We start from the raw sequence: 17309 nt of genomic DNA, 5'->3' as shown, positions 1-17309 counted from the left end.
GTCAGAATTCAATCTTTTCCAATTATATCAAACTTCCGGGGGTGTCACCGGATTGTCCGGCTTTTTTTCAAAAAATTTAACCAAGCCTTGTGAAATGGTGGTAATGTCGCCATCCGTGCGGCTGAGATCGGCAGGTAGGGCCCGTAAGATGCTCTTGCCGTACTGCCGTTCGAGTAACCGTTGATCGAGGATGACGATAGCCCCGCGATCGGTGGGTGTTCGAATCAGTCGACCCACCCCTTGACGCAAGCGTAAGGTGGCTGCCGGCAGTGCCGCATTGTAAAACGGATTCTTCCCTGCGGCCTCCAATCGGGCGTAATTGGCCTTCACAAAGACGCGATCGGGCGAATCGAATGGCAGGCGCGTCACAATCAGGAGTTCCAGCTGTTCTGCGGGCAGGTCAATGCCTTCCCAAAAACTAGCTGCGCCTAACAAGATGGCGCCATGACTGGTTGCGAACCGTTTAGCAATTCGTTCACGGCTCCCACTGATGCCTTGCGCGAAGATCTCCCGATTGGCAAATTCTGGTTGTTTGACCAGTTGCTGGTAGACCTGTTCAATCACACTTAACGAGTTGAAAAGCACCAGCGTTTGTTTGTTCACAGCCCCCGCCAATTGGGTTATTGCAGTAGACAAATAAACAATATAGTCGCGTGTTGACACCTTACTTAGATCTGGACCATCGTCTGCCACAAACAATTCAGCCTGCTCGCTGTAGTCGAAGCTTGACCGCATGCGATGCGTGGTCGTTTCGTCCCGTTCGAGATCGAACTGGTCGAGAATATATTGCGAACGTCCCGAGGAGAATAACGTCGCCCCGGTTAACAGAACCGGCTGGAAATGCGTGTAAATCTGTCGGCGCAAGAAACCTTCCGTCGCCAACAGCCCACTGGCCAGTTGTAGACTATTCCGATCCCCAACGTGGTTGATCGTCAGCCAGAACAGACTAGCCGGCCCCTGTTGGGTCACCTGATCAAAGATATCGACCAGCTGGGCCACGTTCTCATCAATCACGTGAACCCGGGTGTCGACCTGTTCGAAGATGTAGCGTTCCGAAGGGGCAAACCGATCACGGTGCTGTTCAAACTGTTGACGCAACCGCCCCAGCTGAATCAGTAAGGTCGTATTATCCTTCTGAATCGTATCCAAGAGTGGCTGGGTCTGTTGATTCATGGCCGCTAATTTTGCGGTCGGAATGAGTTGTTCGATAACCTGGTTCTGGGTATTCCCCCGTTGACCCGCCAAGAACGTCAAGAAGAGTTGATTTACCAACTGATGAAGCGTCTTCTCTAAGTTTTGACTGGTGACCAACAGGCTATTGAGACTCCGAACCGCCGCAGTATTCCCGCGGAACAACCGCAGAAGACTTGTCCCCATCTCACGACTGATCTCGCGTTGAATATGGTGAAGCTCATTGACGATATTAGCAAATTTCACCTGAGTCCGTCGTTGACGTAGCGTACTGTCGGCCAAGTGTTGGGCCTCATCGATGACCAGGTATGGCCGCGAAAGCTCCTGTCCCAAGTCACTAGCATGTTCGCTCAGATAGGCATGGTTCACAATAATGATCTGTGCCTGAGCGACCCGCTGATCCCGGCGACGCACAAAGTCGTCCTCGTAGAAAGGATTATCGCTAGCCACGGCACCCTCATGGACGATCTCTTGGAAGTATGGCGCACGATACGTTGCCAGATGCAACTCATCAAGATCACCTGTGATTGTCATGGTCAGCCAGACCAACAGTCTCAACTTTAGAAGTTGCGTCTGTTTGGAGCTTTCGGACACCTTGAGGGTCGTCGCAAACCGTTGTAGATCTAGGTAGTGCCGACCACCCTTAACCAGCACGGCATTCATGGTGAAAGGCACGATTTGATTAAGCAGTGGTACCGTTTGGGTCAGTAATTGTTCTTGGAGCAACGTCGTGGCCGTGCTAATCACGACTGGTCGGTTACCCTGCGTCAGGTAAGCCATCGGTAAGAGATACCCGAGACTCTTCCCAATTCCCGTTGGGGCCTCCACGATCATCTGTTTAACTGGGTGAAGGTCGCTATGGGCGTAGTTATTGTAAATGTAATTCATCATCTTGGCTTGTTCCGGACGCCATTCCAGGTTATCCGGCATCAACCGTTGCTTTTGTTTTTTGGTCTTCGGATACGTGCTAGGTTCAGCCAGTGTCGCCGTTGGTAACGGCTGCGTCTGACGCAAAGCCAAGCCGTTCTTCACATAAAGGTAGTCTGGTAACCTACGTGGTGTCGCCGTATTGAGCCGTAACGCCACGTCAAAAAGAGCCGCCGTTTGGAGCGGTAGTTCTGGTCGTAAATCAATCATCTGCTGAAGTGTCACCAGTGGCAAGCCACGTAGTCGACGGAAGAGGAAGATAAATAGTTCCGCCGTCGCCCCAGCATCACTGTCCGCCGAGTGGGGATTGTCGTGTTCGATGTTGAAGTAACTACTCAGATCCCGTAAGCGAAAGCTTGGCGCCGTCGGCAAGAGAATCTGACTGAGAGAAACGGTATCCACCGCCGCAATATTTAATTCTGGATAACCCACTCGCGCGAATTCCGAGTTAATGAAGGGCAAATCAAAATTAACGTTATGGGCCACAAACACCGTATCCGTCAACAGGCTATACAGGGTCCCGGCCACGTCGTCAAAGAGTGGCGCGTGTCGGACCCGTTTGTTGGTGATTCCCGTTAGCCTTGAGATAGCTGCGGGGATCTCTCGAATGGGATTCACATCCGTTTCAAAGTGATTGATCACCTGATTATGCTGGACGAAGACGCACCCAATTTGGATAATGCGGTCGCCATCTTTCACACTGGTCCCGGTAGTTTCGATATCCACCACCGCATAAACCGTGTCTTTATCCATAATATGCTCACCAATTTCTGCACAATTGCGATTATAACTGGCACTATGATACACCACTTAGCCAGGCAACGCTATCGTCGCGTTGCCTCGATCGAACGGTAATTCTATAGAAAGGGTTAATTTTTGACAGATTGGCAGTTTTTCAGGGGCAAAGCTAGCGCAATAGTTATCAGTAGAGTATGATATTCTGGTAGATAATTTCATGAAGAAAGCGAGCGAGTAGACGTGGCTAGAACCGTTACCGGGCAAAGTAATGCCAAAATTATTCTTATTGGTGATCACAGCGTTGTTTATGGACAACCGGCCATTGCCTTACCCCTGCCCTCGGTCCAAACCAATGTGACGATGCGGGCAACCACTACCGGTCAGACGATCTCGAGCCGCTACTTTGACGGTCCGATCGACGAACTAGGACAGAACCTAGCCGGCGTCGCAAAGTTAATTCAGACGCTCTTAGACCGGTTCAACGGCCAGCAAATCCCATTTGCCATGCGGATCGAAAGTGACTTGCCTGCCGAACGTGGCATGGGATCTTCGGCCGCTGTAGCCGTGGCGATCACACGCGCGATGACTGCTTTTTTTGATCGATCAATGACCCGCGACCAACTGTTGGCTACCGCCGCCATTGCCGAGAAAATCACCCACGGGAATCCGAGTGGGATTGACGCGGCCACGGTCAGCTCGGCCGTACCCATTTGGTTCGTGCCACACCAAGCGATTACGCAGATTCCTTTTGCCTTAAATGGCACCTTGGTCATCGCGGACAGCGGTATCAAGGGCCAGACGGGTAAGGCCGTGGCCGCCGTGGCTCAACGAAAAGCCCTATTTCCACAAGAGACTAATCAACAGATCACCACGCTAGGTCGGCTCGCGCAAGAAGCCAGAGTGGCCTTGGCTCAGCCAGACCTCCTGGCACTCGGACACATCATGAGTGCCGCTCAGGAGCAGCTCAGAGGCCTAGGCGTCAGTTCTCCGGAACTGGACCAGCTCACGGCCATCGCCACCGCTAACGGCGCCTTAGGGGCCAAATTAACCGGTGGCGGCATGGGGGGCTGTCTGATTGCCCTGTGTGCCGACCTACCAACCGCTAAACACGTCCAACAAGAATTGACGGCCGCCGGAGCCACGCAGACCTGGCTGGAAAGCTTTAATTTAGAGGAGGAACCCGAATGATGCCCGCTGTTACAGCTCGTGCTCACACCAACATCGCCCTCGTTAAGTATTGGGGGAAAGCCGATACCGAGTTCATCTTGCCCCAGACCAGCAGTCTTTCCCTGACTCTCGACCAGTTTTATACCGACACAACCGTCGAATTTGACGAGCGCCTGGCTGCCGATGAGGTCACGTTAAATAACCAGCGGCTCTCAGAAAAAGCCAGTCAAAAAGTTCATATGTTTCTTAACTTGGTGCGCCAAATGACTGCGGGCACCTCTTTTGCGCGAGTATCCTCAACGAATCACGTGCCAACCGCGGCTGGCCTTGCGTCCTCGGCCTCAGCTTTTGCGGCCTTGGCCGGTGCGGCCAGTAAGGCTGCCGGCCTCAACTTGGATAAACCCGCCCTGTCACGCCTCGCGCGTCGTGGATCCGGATCGGCAACGCGGTCCATTTATGGCGGCTTCGTCGAATGGCAGGCGGGTCACGATGACACCGACTCCTACGCCGTGCCCATTGCCGAACAGGTTGATTGGCCCTTAGCGGTCGTCGCTCTCGTCTTGGACCCGCACCACAAGAAAGTCAGCTCGCGACAAGGGATGCAGAGTAGTGTGACCACGTCGCCCTACTACGCAGCCTGGCGTGACGTGGTGGCCCAGGACCTGGCCGCCATCAAACCGGCCATCCACGACCATGATTTCCAAGCGCTCGGCGAAATTCTCGAGAGCAATGCCATGCGGATGCATGCACTGACTCTGAGTGCCCAGCCACCTTATACTTATTTCAATGGAGACACACTGACGGCCATGGATGCCGTCCGAGAACTACGCGACCAGGGAGTTCCTTGCTATTACACCCTGGATGCCGGCCCTAACCTCAAGATTTTTTGTGAGGAACCGGCCGTCCCCGCCATCAAGCAGCGCTTCGGTGAGCTCTTTGGCACTGACAACGTCATCGTCGCCCACCCGGGCCCCGGTCTGAAATTCTTAGCCTAAACCAACAAATTTATTGAACAGTAACAGAAGGGACCTGATCTTTTGATTTCCGCGCAAGCACCCGGAAAACTTTATATTGCCGGTGAATATGCCGTCGTTGAACCCGGTTACCCGGCAATTATTGTCGCACTTAACCAGTTCGTTACGGTAACCATCACGCCCAGCCACGACTACGGGCGAATTGCCTCCAAGCAGTACCAAGAAAACTCACTCTACTGGCAACGCCAAGGGAACGAGTTAGTCTTTGACAACCGAGACAATCCCTTTCACTACATCTTATCGGCCATCCGACTCACGGAGCAGTACGCCCAATCTCTGGGTAAGCCGTTGGCCATTTATCATTTAAACGTCAACAGTGATCTCGACAGCGCCGATGGTAAAAAGTACGGTCTGGGTTCTTCGGCCGCCGTTACCGTTGCCACGATCAAGGCCCTCTGCCAATTCTACGGTCTCGAGATGAGTAAGGACCGGCTATTTAAGCTGGCCGCCATCGCCCACCTCGACGTTCAAGGCAACGGATCACTGGGTGACATCGCCGCCTCCGTTTATGGCGGCTGGATTGCCTACCAGGCCTTTGACCGCGATTGGTTGGCTTCCGCTCGGCGTGAACTCAGCCTCACGGACCTCTTGAATACCGACTGGCCAGGTCTCCAGATTGAACTGTTGACCCCACCAGAATCGCTACGTTTGATGATTGGGTGGACCGGGACACCGGCCTCCACCTCCCATCTCGTCGACAAGGTCGCCCTCTTCAAGGCCACCCAGCGACACGAGTACCATACCTTCCTGCGGGAAAGTAAGGCTTGCTTGCAACGCATGATTGACGGGTTCCATGACCAGGATCTTCAGGCTATCCAACGTGAGATTGCGGTTAACCGTAACTTGTTGGATCACCTGGCCACCCTGAGTCACGTCACTATTGAAACCAAGTTACTCAAGACGATGTGTGACATCGCCGTGGGTATCGGTGGGGCCGCCAAGTCCTCTGGTGCCGGTGGTGGTGACTGTGGTATCGTCATCATCAATGCCGCTCAAGACCTCGCCAGTCTCCTTCATGAATGGGAACAACGCGGGATCGAACCTTTGAAGTTAAACGTCCATCACGTGATCGAATAAGGAGTTTTATCATGGAAATCTCACGCCACGCCCACCGCAAGGACGAACACCTGTCGCTGGCGGAAAAATTTTATACGCCAGTAGCTGCGAGCCAATTTGACGATCTCCGGTTCATCCACCAGAGTCTCCCAGAAATGGCCGTGGCAGATGTCGACCTGACGACGCACCTCGGCCCCCTGTCCCTGCCAGTGCCCCTGCTGATCGAAGCCATGACCGGTGGTTCACCACGTACGGGCAAGGTTAATGCCAGTCTGGGACGGCTTGCTGCCCAAACCGGTATGGCCGTGGCCAGTGGTTCCCAGAGTATCGCGCTCAAGGATTCGCAAGCCATCGCCACCTTCACACCCTTACGAGAGAACAATCCCGATGGCCTGGTCTTCGCCAATATCGGTGCCGGCCACGGATCACAAGATGCCCGGACCGTGGTGGATATGCTGGCGGCTGACGCCCTAGAAATTCATATCAATACGGCCCAGGAGCTGGTCATGCCCGAGGGTGACCGGACCTTTCATTGGTTAGACAACATTGGTGAGGCCGTGGCGCGCCTCGATGTGCCAGTCATCGTCAAGGAAGTTGGTTTCGGCATGGCCCATGAAACCCTGCAACAATTAGCCGCGGTCGGTGTGACCTTAGTCGACCTGGGTGGTCGTGGCGGCACCAATTTCGCACAGATCGAAAACTTCCGCCGACCAGGCAAGGATCTCGATTATCTGGCCGGTTGGGGCCAGACAACCGTGGAATCCCTGCTAGAAGCGCGACAACAACCTGAGTTACAGGTGATCGCCACCGGCGGGATTCGTCAACCTCTGGATGTTGCTAAGGCATTAGCACTCGGAGCAAACGTGGTCGGCAGCGCGGGACAAATTCTCCACCACCTGATCAAGACGGATGAGGCCGCCACGACCCAGTTCCTCTTGGACTGGCAAACCGGTCTCAAAACCATTATGACGTTGTTGGGAACGACGTCCATCGCCGATCTTCAGCAACAACGCCTCCTGCTCTCTCGAGACCTTCGGGACTATTGTGAGCAACGGCAACTGACTTATTAATCAAAAATCAATCGCTATTATACGAAAAAAGCGTGAACACAATGACTGTGTTCACGCTTTTTGTTAGTTGCAATTAATCATCATAGACCATGAAGCGCAAGCCCTTAGGGAAGAAATTCTTTACCGTACTCCCCACGACCTTACCGAAGCCTACCGGTTGTTCCTGACAGGTCAAGAGGTACCAACCTTTAGCAGGAGCCGTCTCGAGACTAAAGGTATCGCCGTGAACCCATTTGCGCCACTGTTGGTCATCAATAGCCAAAGTGTGAGCCGTGTGCCGTGGATCACTGGCCAAGGCTAAGGCATAAGCCGGTTCGAAGCGATTCTTCTTGAAGGTCCCGAGGTGCAGGCCTGGTCGGAAGACGTGACACCGTTTGAGATCGGGCAGATTAGCCGGCACCGCAAAGAGCTGGTCCTTCACCGTGACAAGATCGGTAAAGTCAGTGTTTCCCAAGACATTCTGGGCAAAATCATCCCACAAATGCCGTTGGTCGGCGGTGAGTGGCGTGCCTAGTTTGGCCTTGCCCCGTGGTTGCCGACTCTCGCCGGCCTCACGTTCAAGCTTAGCGACGAAGTGCCCTTCACCCTTCATCAAGTGTGGGAACAGGCGCGCGGCCTTCTTCAATTCGGGATTGCCGTCGGCCCATTCGGGGATGGCATCAATGACTCCGGCCGTCTTGTCGATGGGCACCAGATGGAAGTCCGGATAGTTGTCCAGTACCCAGGCCATCATCTGTTCATCCTCTTCGGGGGCAAAGGTACAAGTCGAGTAGATCAATTGACCACCCGGTTTAACCATCTTTAACGCCTCCGTAAGGATTTGATGCTGCCGGTCCGCACACTCCTGAACATAAGCCAAGGACCAGTAGTCCATGGCGCCTGGATCCTTCCGGAACATGCCTTCACCGGAACAAGGCGCATCGACGAGTACCTTATCGAAGAAATCCGGGAAAACGGGGCTGAGCTGTTCAGGCGCATTGTTTAAGATCAAGGCGTTCTTGACACCAAAGCGTTCAACATTTTCGGCCAAGACGCTGACTCGTTTGCGATTGATTTCATTGGTAACCAGTAAACCGGTCCCTTCCAGGTAGCTTGCTAGATGCGTGGTCTTACCGCCGGGCGCGGCACACAGATCGAGAACCCGTTCGCCACGCTGAGGCGCAGCGGTTGCACCGACAAACATGGCACTGGGTTCCTGACTGTAGACGGCGCCACTCTGGTGAGCGAGGCTCCGGCCACTGACCGGGCCATAGTAGCCAAACTTGGCATAGGGTACGGCCGGGGCGGCAGTCAATTCTGGCATCTCGGGACGTGACGGATTAACCCGGTAGCCTCCTTCGCTGGTTTCATCGAAACTTGCAAAAAATGCCGGGGCATCTGGTCCCAAGAGGCGCTGATATTTCGTTATAAAATCTTTTGGTAAATCCACCGTTATTCCTCCATCTTGTAGCTTACAAATTGTTATTTTTAAGGGCCAAACTGTCTGTCTTTTCAAACTTCTCCAATCATTATACGCGTTTCACCGGCGATCGACTACCCCCTGGTAAAGAGGTGTTCCGGTCGCTTATTTTCGTCGAATATGATACATTGAATGGGCTAGCTTAATTATCGGTCAACAACCAAAAATATCAATTTACTGTGAGGTGTCCTTTGATGGAACGAAAATTAATTGCGATTGATCTCGACGGTACAACGCTCAATGCGGCCGCTCAAGTCTCGGCCAAAACCAAGGCTGTCCTAACCCAGGCTCGTGAAGCCGGCCATATCGTCAGCATTGTGACGGGGCGGCCCAACCGGATCTCCGCCGACATTTACGATGAACTCAACCTTGACGGCCCCATGATTAACTTCAACGGGAGCCTCGGCCACATTCCCCACCACCAATGGGCAGACGAATATCAGTATACCTTTAATCGGGAGGTCGCCTTCGACCTGTTGGCTCACCGTGAAGAACTGGGTATCAACATGTTAGCGGCGGAAGGTAAGAATCTCTTCTTAGCCGTCCGTGACCACCCCGTTGAACTGGGCTTTTTCCCCTCAATTCTTCAGACGAACCAGATTCTCAATCAAAAAACGTTAACGCAAAATCCCACTAGTCTGACCGTGGCTGTCGACCGGTCACACCAAGAACACCTGTTGAGCTACATTCAGCACCAGTTCAGTGACGAGATCGACGCCGCACCTTGGGGTGGTCCCAACGCCGTGGTTGAACTTGGCGTCAAGGGTGTGCAGAAGGCAACGGGTGTGGAAGTCCTCGCCCATCACTACAATATCAAACGGGAAAACATCATCGCCTTTGGTGACGAACACAATGACACCGCCATGATTGACTACGCCGGCTGGGGAGTCGCCATGCAAAATGCCACCCCACAGATTAAGGCACTCGCCAGTGATGTGACGCCGATGGATAACGATCACGATGGCCTCGCCAATTATCTCAAGGATTATCTAAAATTAGCTGAATAAATCCAAACGAAAACGCCGATCATTACGATCGACGTTTTTTAGTTTACTGGAGATAAGCTTCCAATAGCTGTTCATAAAGCGTGGTAAAGTTCAAATACATCTGGCGGTCAACATGTTCATCGATCTGGTGCGCCGTTTCGTTACCTGGCCCAAAAACGATGAATGGGAACTGGTTGCCCTTTTTCTTTAAGAAATTTGAGGCATCCGTCACCGCTGGCAAGGCCAGACGTGGAATGGCCTGCCCAGAGAAGGTTTCGCCGACCCGGGCGGCGACTCGGCTTAGTGGATTGTCACGCGGTTCTACGACGGGTGACTGGGACATGTAGATGTCCATCACCACGTGACCCCCTTGATCATTTTGCTGGGTCACTAATTGTTGTAACGTCTGAATGACGAGCTGATTGTTAAATTCTGGAATCGTGCGGACGTTAATCTCGGCTACGGCCTGACCCGGAATCGAGTTGACCTGGTCCCCGGCGTTGAAGACCGTCGTGTTGAAGGTCAGGTCACCCAGGAGGTCGTTGTGATGATCCGTGTCTCTGAATGCCACATTAGCCCGACTCAACAACGTCAGCAATGGGTCAATCGCATTGGAACCCAGTTCTGGCATGGAACTGTGGGCGGTCTTCCCCGTTGACGTCAATTTGATATCCATCGACCCCTTGTGCGCGGAGAAGATCCGATAGCCGGTCGGTTCCCCAATTAGTAAGGCATCCACATCGTCCATGTCACCGGCTTCAAAGAAGGCCTCGGAACCCAGTTCCCCGACTTCCTCACCGACAGTGGCCATCAACCGAATGGTCCCATGGGCTGGTTTACCAGCCGCATGGAGCTCGATCATGGCAATCACCAATGCGGCTAGACCGGCTTTCATATCGGTGACCCCGCGACCATACAGACTGCCGTCTTGTTCAGTCAGCCTAAATGGGTCGCTATGCCACGTTGAGACATCACCCGGAGCCACGACATCCATATGCCCGGAAATCCCCAGAACGGGACTTCCTTGGCCAATTTCTGCGATGAGGTTCGAACGAGTAGCGCTTAACGGAATTAACCGTGCCGCAATCCCATGTTCACCCAAGACCCGCTGTAAATATTGGGCGACATCCAACTCGTGATCGTTCACCGATTGAATGGCGACCAGATCTGACAATAACTGTACTTTTTGTTCATCTGTAAACACTGCCATCGTTGATTCCTCCTTCTAAAATAATTGTACCGCTTTTAGGAAGAAAGCTCATTTATTGCGTTTGACTTGGCAAGCAATTATCGGGACCTCATTAAGTCTATTGCTATATACAATAAGCTGATATCATAGGAATATAATTGAACAAAATCATACTCAAAATGACATCATTTTATCCTGTAAGCGCTTAATAGATCGCTAAACTTGTCAGGTTCGACGTCATCACATGATTTTGGCTTAAATTCAGTCAATTTGCATTATACAAAAACCATTTTACTAACAAAAATCGCATCTCAGAATTATTCGAGATGCGATTTTTGTTACAGATTTTATTCAGTTTGGAAAGCTTGCGTTGCCTTGATGGCTGCTTGCCAACCGGCGTAGCACTTCTCCCGACGATCCGCCGCCATGTTTGGCGTGAACTCATCGCGTAAGGCGTGCATCTTCCGAATGGCATCCATATCAGGCCAGAAGCCAACGGCTAGTCCGGCGAGATAAGCCGCCCCGAGCGCCGTGGTTTCATTAATTGCGGCCCGCTTGATTGGCGTGTTCAAAATATCCGCCTGGAATTGCATGAGGAAGTTGTTGTTCGCAGCCCCGCCATCGACACTAAGTGATTGGATGTCCAACCCCGTTTCGTTGGTCATGGTATCCACCACGTCCCGCGTCTGGTAGGCAATGGCCTCCACCGTAGCCCGCACGAATTGTTCTCGTGTCGTCCCCCGGGTCAGACCGAAGACGGCCCCACGAGTTTCTTGGTTCCAGTAAGGCGCCCCGAGTCCCGTAAAGGCTGGGACCACATAGACATTCCCAGTCGTCTTGGCATCGACGGCCATCTTTTCAGATTCGCTGGCGTGTTCGAAGAAACGCATCCCATCACGGAGCCACTGAACGGCAGAACCGGCAACGAAGATCGAGCCTTCCAGCGCGTAGGTTACCTTGCCGTTTAAGCCATAGGCAATGGTGGTTAATAAGCCATTGTGCGACAGCGTTGGTTCTTCCCCGGTATTCATCACGATGAACGCCCCGGTCCCATACGTGTTCTTCACCATCCCTTTGTCAAAGGCCGTTTGCCCGAACAAGGCCGCCTGTTGGTCCCCGGCGATTCCGGCGATGGGTACCTGAACCCCAGAGAACGTGTAGCCTGCGGTGTAACCGTAAATTTCGGATGATGACCGGACGTCTGGCAACATTGCGGCTGGGATATTTAGCCAGCTCAAGATGTCATCGTCCCACTTCAAGTCATGAATGTTGTACAGCATGGTCCGACTGGCATTGGTGTAGTCAGTGGCATGTACTCGGCCGCCCGTAAGCTTCCAGAGGATCCAGGTGTCAATGGTCCCAAAGAGGAGTTCACCGCGTTCAGCGCGTTCCTGGGCCCCATCCACGTGGTCCAGAATCCAACGAATCTTAGTGGCGGAGAAGTAGGAGTCGATGACTAACCCCGTCTTGTCGTGAATGGCGTCGGTGTACCCGTCAGCCTTCAACTGATCCGCAATTTCACTGGTTTGCTTGGATTGCCAAACGATGGCGTGATAGATAGGTTCCCCCGTCTTTTTATCCCAAATAATGGCGGTTTCCCGTTGGTTGGTGATCCCGATCCCACGTACCTTGTAAGGTTGGACGTCGGAATCAATCAGGGCATCGGAAATCACAGATTGAACCGCATTCCAGATCTCGTCTGCGTCATGTTCGACCCAGCCTGGTTGGGGGAAGTATTGGTGAAATTCCCGTTGTGCCTGCCCCGCAATTTGGCCGTGCCGGTCGAATAAAATAGCTCGGGTACTCGTCGTCCCTTCGTCAATTGCCATCATGTATTGTTGATCATTCATTGTCATAGACTCTCCATTCATTCGTTGTTAGCAACGGCCTAAAAACACCGTGATGTTGCACATGGGTCTAGTATACCGAAAAGTGTGCCCCACGCCAAACATTTTTATAAATGAAACCGCCACCAAGCCCGACTTGACGAGCATGGTGGCGGTTTATAAGATTTCGGAAATGTTTTTTACTTTTCGTCGCTCTTTAAAACACCCGCAACCCCGTAACGGTTGGGTTGCATCTCACGTAAGATGACGTGAACGTGTTCGGCTGGGGCTCCGGTATTCTTGGTGACCGCGGCGGTAACGTCCTGTACTAAGGCCTTGAGTTGGTCCTGTGAACGGCCGGCGATTAAGTCGATATTAACGATTGGCATGGTTGGTCCATTCCCTTCTGTTTTTGGATAGGGCTATTATACCGATAACGCCCTGCTAGAACAAGCCTGTCCTATTGTTTGTCTTTCGTGGCTTTCAACGAGGTGGCCTGCTTCAACTTCAGCTGTTCCGTCTCATTATAGAAGTTCCCCTCAATATCCACGGTATTCACCAAGTTCACGAAGGCTTGCGGATCGACGTCCTTCACGGCATGTTCCAATGTATAAAGTTCATAGCGCGAAATGACCGTCATGAGGACGGTACTGGCCTTGCCAGTGTAGGCTCCAAAGGATGGGATCGCCGTGATTCCCCGGATTAATGTCCGGTTTAACTCGGCAATGACCGCTTCTTGATGAGCGGTCACGATAAATGCCGTCAGCTTCTGATGCCGCGTGTGGATGCTGTCCACGACCCTTGACATTGCATAAATTGAAATAATCGTGTATAAAGCACTCTCCCAGCCGAAGAGAAAACCGGCAACTAACACGATACCAAAATTTATCATCAACATCAGCGTCCCAATGGTTCGACCCGTGGTCTTCTCTAAGACGACGGCGATGATGTCCATCCCCCCGGTAGAGAACCCATTCTTCAACGGGTAGGCCACGCCGACTCCGGTCAAAATGCCCCCAAATAAGGCTGCCAACAGTGGATTGTTGGCAATATTATGAACCGGAATCACGATTGCTAAAACGGAGGTCAGAATCGCCACCAGGATAGAATACAGGGTAAACCCACGGCCCACCTTGAACCACCCCAGCAACCCAATCGGCACATTGAACAGCAGGATAAACCAACCGGTACTGAGGTTAATCCCCACGCCCTGTAACAGCATGGCAATAATCTGGGAGATCCCATTGATCCCCGCACTAAATATTTTCCCCGGAACCAAAAATTCATTCAGGGCAATGGCACTAATGACGGCGGATCCCACCATAATTAAGAGGTGCGTCACAACCTCACGGCGATTCTCTAACAGGCTTCTCATCTTGGTACCCCTTTTCTGGCCAATTTCTTTCATCATTTAACCACATCTAGCCGTCATTAGCTAGCCCCAAATAGCCGCCAAACCGCGCATGATGTCGCGGGTCAAGGCAAATTCACCGACAGACAGGCATACAGTGGAATGTATAAATATTTATTTTTATGAGAATTCCCGAGAAAATAATTAAAGTTCCCCGGAAAGACAACCGGTTCGATTATAAAAATGATAAAATAGGATCGTTAATTTATTCAACTTGCGAAAGGAGCGCTCCCATGAATTATTCTGCATGTACCAGTATTTTAATTGGGCCGCGGGCCACCATGGATGGCTCAGTCATCATCGGTCGAAACGAAGATTCCAAGGCTGCTTGGCCAAAGCACTTCGTCGTCCACCCAGCCACCACGGCAACTACCCCGCAGACCTTTGTCAGCAAGGATAAAGATAATGGCTTCACCATGCCTCTACCCCTGCATGCGGCAAAATACACCGCCACACCCGAATGGACCGATGAATACGGCCTGTTTGAAGAGGATGGTTTTAATGAATACGGTGTCGCCATGAGTGCCACCGAAAGTACCTACTCCAACGAACGCGTCCTAGGCGCCGATCCCCTCGTCAAGAACGGCATCGGTGAGGAAGCCATGGTTACCGTGGTCTTACCTTACGTCAAGACTGCTCGTGAAGGGGTCGCCCTACTGGGGAAAATCGTTGAGCTCTATGGAACCAGCGAGTCCAGTGGGATTCTCTTCGCCGACCAGAAGGAAGCTTGGTACCTCGAAACGGGGGCCGGTCATAACTGGGTTGCCCAACGCATCCCCGATAATGGCTATGCCGTCATCGCCAACCAAATGGCCATTCAGACCATCGACTTCAACGATCCCGACAACTTCATGTTTGCCCGTAACCTGCAATCCTTCGTTGCCGAAAACCACTTGAACCCGCATTCCGATCGGTTTAATTGGCGTGAAATCTTCGGGACGCAAGACCAATCGGACCTGTACTACAACACCCCACGGGTCTGGTACGGTCAGAAACAATTTACCCCGGCCGTCGAAGCGCAACCGCAATCATTTGATTTACCATTTATTCAGTACGCCGACCGGCTCTTATCCGTAGACGACGCCCAGGATTACCTGAGCAGTCACTACCAAGAAACCCCTTATGATCCCGTTGGTTCCGGCACCAAGGAACAACGGACCAAGTTCCGGCCAATCAGCTTGGCTAAGACGCAGGAATCTCATGTCTTACAGGTTCGGCCCGACATGGACCCAGCCTTGGCTGGAATTCAGTGGCTCGCCATGGGCGTGGCCGCTGAGAGTGTCTACGTGCCGTTCTACGCCGGTATTGAGAGTACGCCGACCGCCTACCACTCTGGTAAGGTCACCTACGACAGCGAGTCAGCCTACTGGGTTTACAAGCACGTCGGGGTTCTCCTCGATGCCCACTACCACGATGCCCTGCCCGCCGTATCAGCCGTGCAAAAGGAACTACGGATCGCCTTCAAGCAATCCGTCAAGCACACCGATGCCGTTGGGCGGCAACTGTCCGGCCCCGAACTGAACCATTTCTTAACGCAACAAGCCAACGAGAACGCCGCATTGGGAATTCGGCGTTACCGCGAGCTAGCGGCGACCTTGATTACGCAGGCCACCGACCTGGGTCCTCTGAACTATCATCAGGACCTCAACTTATAACACGGTCGGGACTGGTCTGTGACTAGCCCTCACCATTAATGGGAGATTAAATAATGGAAAATCAAAAAAAGATTAAATTATCGAATTTAATCTTGATGATCTTTACGGCCATTTACGGCTTCGCCAACACGACGGTTGCCTATGACCAAATGGGATACGCAAGTATTATTTGGTACGTTTTAGCTGCTTTACTGTTCTTCTTACCGAGTGCCCTGATGCTGGCCGAATACGGGTCAACATTTAAAGAAGCCAAAGGGGGAATCTACTCCTGGTTGGCCGGTTCCATCGGTGAAAAGTGGGCCTTTATTGGGACCTTCATCTGGTTGTCATCCTGGATTATCTGGATGGTTTCCACGTCAACGAAGGTTTGGATTCCACTTTCAACGTTGCTATCCGGTGGCGACAAGACACAGACCTGGAGTTTCTTGGGCCTGTCCTCCACCCAAACGGTGGGTCTCTTAGGGATCTTCTGGATCCTTGCCGTGACCTTCTTCGCCACTCGGGGGATGAATTCCATCGCCAAGATTTCTTCATTGGGGGGAATCTTCGTGATGTTCCTGACTGGCCTGTTCCTGGTGGCCAGTGTCATTATCTTCTTCTTAAACGGTGGTCAACTCGCTGAACCAATCAACGGCGCCCACAGTTTCATCGCCTCACCAAATCCACAATTCTCCTCACCGATGGCCCTGCTCTCCTTCGTCACGTATGCGGTCTTCGCCTACGCGGGGATGGAATCCATGGGGGGGATTACCGATAGTATGGACAAGCCCGAGAAGACCTTCCCTAAGGGATTAATCATCTCAACCATTGCCATCACCATCATGTACTCCCTGTCCATCTTCCTCTGGGGGATCAGTGCCAACTGGCACAGTGTCCTGGGTAAGAGCCAAGTGAACTTGGGGAACATCACCTACGTCTTAATGAACAACCTCGGGGTGGTTTTAGGTCATGGGATGAACCTATCAACAGCTTCTTCCATTGGCTTGGGTCACTTGTTAGCCCGGTTAACTGGACTGAGCATGTTCATGGCCTACTTAGGGTCCTTCTTCGTTCTGGTATACTCCCCATTGAAGTCCTTTATCTTAGGGTCATCACCAAAACTGTGGCCTAAGAAGATGACGCAACTCAACAAGGTGGGCATGCCTGCTTACTCGATGTGGATTCAAGCCATTGTCGTGGCCGTCTTCATCTTCCTCGTTGCCTTCGGGGGCTCGGCCGCTAACGAATTTTACTTAATCTTGACCGACATGGGGAACGTCTCCACGTCCTTCCCTTACCTGTTCTTGATTGGGGCCTTCCCATTCTTCAAGCGTCGTCAAGACTTGGAACGGCCATTCGTTATCTTTAAGAGCCGTCTCTGGACCAACGTTATCGTTGGCCTGGTACTGGTTATCTTGGTCGGTGGGATTGGCTTCACCTGTCTCCAACCAATCTTGGATCACGACTACATGACGGCCTTCTGGACCATCATCGGCCCAATCTTCTTCGGGGCTGTCGCTTGGATCTTCTACTACAACGGTCAGAAGCGGACCGCTGCGGATACGAGCACTAACGAAAACTAATTGCAGCTATTTGAAAAGGTGGTTTACCGAGAGATCGG

The 17309-nt window shown here is 52.3% G+C and carries 13 protein-coding genes; 7 read left to right on the top strand and 6 right to left on the bottom strand.

The features are described from left to right. Positions 1 to 27 precede the first annotated feature (27 nt). On the bottom strand, positions 28 to 2871 hold the full coding sequence (gene dinG / locus OCU14_RS01575) for a helicase C-terminal domain-containing protein (protein ID WP_261809481.1): 2844 nt from the start codon (positions 2869 to 2871) through the stop codon (positions 28 to 30). 225 nt (positions 2872 to 3096) lie between these two features. Between dinG and mvk the strand changes: the two genes are divergently transcribed. From mvk to fni, 4 genes are read left to right on the top strand one after another with little or no spacing between them, the layout of a single operon-like run. Further along, entirely contained in the window at positions 3097 to 4044 is a 948-nt protein-coding gene (gene mvk, locus OCU14_RS01570; protein ID WP_261809480.1) for a mevalonate kinase, read from the top strand. After that, positions 4041 to 5018, top strand: a complete 978-nt coding sequence (mvaD, locus tag OCU14_RS01565) for a diphosphomevalonate decarboxylase (RefSeq protein WP_261809479.1) — start codon at positions 4041 to 4043, stop codon at positions 5016 to 5018. The genes mvk and mvaD overlap by 4 nt, the downstream gene beginning before the upstream one ends. A 42-nt stretch (positions 5019 to 5060) precedes the next feature. Beyond that, positions 5061 to 6134 (top strand): phosphomevalonate kinase, encoded by a 1074-nt coding sequence (locus tag OCU14_RS01560; protein ID WP_261809478.1) that lies wholly within the window; start codon positions 5061 to 5063, stop codon positions 6132 to 6134. Positions 6135 to 6145: 11 nt separating this feature from the next. Beyond that, positions 6146 to 7183, top strand: a complete 1038-nt coding sequence (gene fni / locus OCU14_RS01555; RefSeq protein ID WP_261809477.1) for a type 2 isopentenyl-diphosphate Delta-isomerase — start codon at positions 6146 to 6148, stop codon at positions 7181 to 7183. 73 nt (positions 7184 to 7256) lie between these two features. On the opposite strand, the gene OCU14_RS01550 is transcribed toward fni, so the two are convergent. Further along, complete coding sequence (locus OCU14_RS01550) at positions 7257 to 8612, bottom strand: RsmF rRNA methyltransferase first C-terminal domain-containing protein (protein ID WP_261809476.1); 1356 nt, start codon at positions 8610 to 8612, stop codon at positions 7257 to 7259. A gap of 224 nt (positions 8613 to 8836) precedes the next feature. On the opposite strand from OCU14_RS01550, the gene OCU14_RS01545 reads away from it, so the two are divergent. Continuing rightward, complete coding sequence (locus OCU14_RS01545; RefSeq protein WP_261809475.1) at positions 8837 to 9649, top strand: Cof-type HAD-IIB family hydrolase; 813 nt, start codon at positions 8837 to 8839, stop codon at positions 9647 to 9649. Positions 9650 to 9692: 43 nt separating this feature from the next. Here OCU14_RS01545 and OCU14_RS01540 read toward each other — a convergent pair whose 3' ends face one another. The 4 genes from OCU14_RS01540 to OCU14_RS01525 all read right to left on the bottom strand — a co-directional run bounded on the left by OCU14_RS01540 (position 9693) and on the right by OCU14_RS01525 (position 14018). Next, positions 9693 to 10838 carry an ArgE/DapE family deacylase gene (locus OCU14_RS01540; protein ID WP_261809474.1) on the bottom strand — a complete coding sequence of 382 codons (1146 nt, stop codon included), beginning with the start codon at positions 10836 to 10838 and terminating at the stop codon, positions 9693 to 9695. A gap of 326 nt (positions 10839 to 11164) precedes the next feature. Then, positions 11165 to 12667 carry a glycerol kinase GlpK gene (gene glpK / locus OCU14_RS01535; protein WP_261809473.1) on the bottom strand — a complete coding sequence of 501 codons (1503 nt, stop codon included), beginning with the start codon at positions 12665 to 12667 and terminating at the stop codon, positions 11165 to 11167. A gap of 176 nt (positions 12668 to 12843) precedes the next feature. After that, a complete protein-coding gene (thmT, locus tag OCU14_RS01530) occupies positions 12844 to 13032 on the bottom strand; it encodes a 2-hydroxymuconate tautomerase (protein WP_048736130.1) in 189 nt (62 codons plus the stop codon). 71 nt (positions 13033 to 13103) lie between these two features. Further along, a complete protein-coding gene (locus OCU14_RS01525) occupies positions 13104 to 14018 on the bottom strand; it encodes a YitT family protein (RefSeq protein ID WP_261809472.1) in 915 nt (304 codons plus the stop codon). A gap of 269 nt (positions 14019 to 14287) precedes the next feature. Here OCU14_RS01525 and OCU14_RS01520 point away from each other — a divergent pair, with 269 nt between their 5' ends. Continuing rightward, complete coding sequence (locus OCU14_RS01520) at positions 14288 to 15709, top strand: C69 family dipeptidase (RefSeq protein WP_261809471.1); 1422 nt, start codon at positions 14288 to 14290, stop codon at positions 15707 to 15709. 53 nt (positions 15710 to 15762) lie between these two features. Further along, entirely contained in the window at positions 15763 to 17271 is a 1509-nt protein-coding gene (gene yjeM, locus OCU14_RS01515; protein WP_261809470.1) for a glutamate/gamma-aminobutyrate family transporter YjeM, read from the top strand. Positions 17272 to 17309: the final 38 nt, after the last annotated feature.

The sequence above is a fragment of the Levilactobacillus humaensis genome, assembly GCF_024345185.1.
Classification (GTDB): domain Bacteria; phylum Bacillota; class Bacilli; order Lactobacillales; family Lactobacillaceae; genus Levilactobacillus; species Levilactobacillus humaensis.
Note: the sequence above shows the minus strand (reverse complement) of the source record. Positions and strands in the feature narration are given on the sequence as shown.

What these genes read in the sequence shown, in the direction of transcription:
- thmT (WP_048736130.1), bottom strand. Translation starts at nt 13,032, where the DNA reads ATGCCAATCGTTAATATCGACTTAATCGCCGGCCGTTCACAGGACCAA.
- yjeM (WP_261809470.1), top strand. Translation starts at nt 15,763, where the DNA reads ATGGAAAATCAAAAAAAGATTAAATTATCGAATTTAATCTTGATGATC.
- dinG (WP_261809481.1), bottom strand. Translation starts at nt 2,871, where the DNA reads ATGGATAAAGACACGGTTTATGCGGTGGTGGATATCGAAACTACCGGG.
- OCU14_RS01540 (WP_261809474.1), bottom strand. Translation starts at nt 10,838, where the DNA reads ATGGCAGTGTTTACAGATGAACAAAAAGTACAGTTATTGTCAGATCTG.
- OCU14_RS01545 (WP_261809475.1), top strand. Translation starts at nt 8,837, where the DNA reads ATGGAACGAAAATTAATTGCGATTGATCTCGACGGTACAACGCTCAAT.
- OCU14_RS01525 (WP_261809472.1), bottom strand. Translation starts at nt 14,018, where the DNA reads ATGAGAAGCCTGTTAGAGAATCGCCGTGAGGTTGTGACGCACCTCTTA.
- OCU14_RS01520 (WP_261809471.1), top strand. Translation starts at nt 14,288, where the DNA reads ATGAATTATTCTGCATGTACCAGTATTTTAATTGGGCCGCGGGCCACC.
- mvaD (WP_261809479.1), top strand. Translation starts at nt 4,041, where the DNA reads ATGATGCCCGCTGTTACAGCTCGTGCTCACACCAACATCGCCCTCGTT.
- glpK (WP_261809473.1), bottom strand. Translation starts at nt 12,667, where the DNA reads ATGAATGATCAACAATACATGATGGCAATTGACGAAGGGACGACGAGT.
- fni (WP_261809477.1), top strand. Translation starts at nt 6,146, where the DNA reads ATGGAAATCTCACGCCACGCCCACCGCAAGGACGAACACCTGTCGCTG.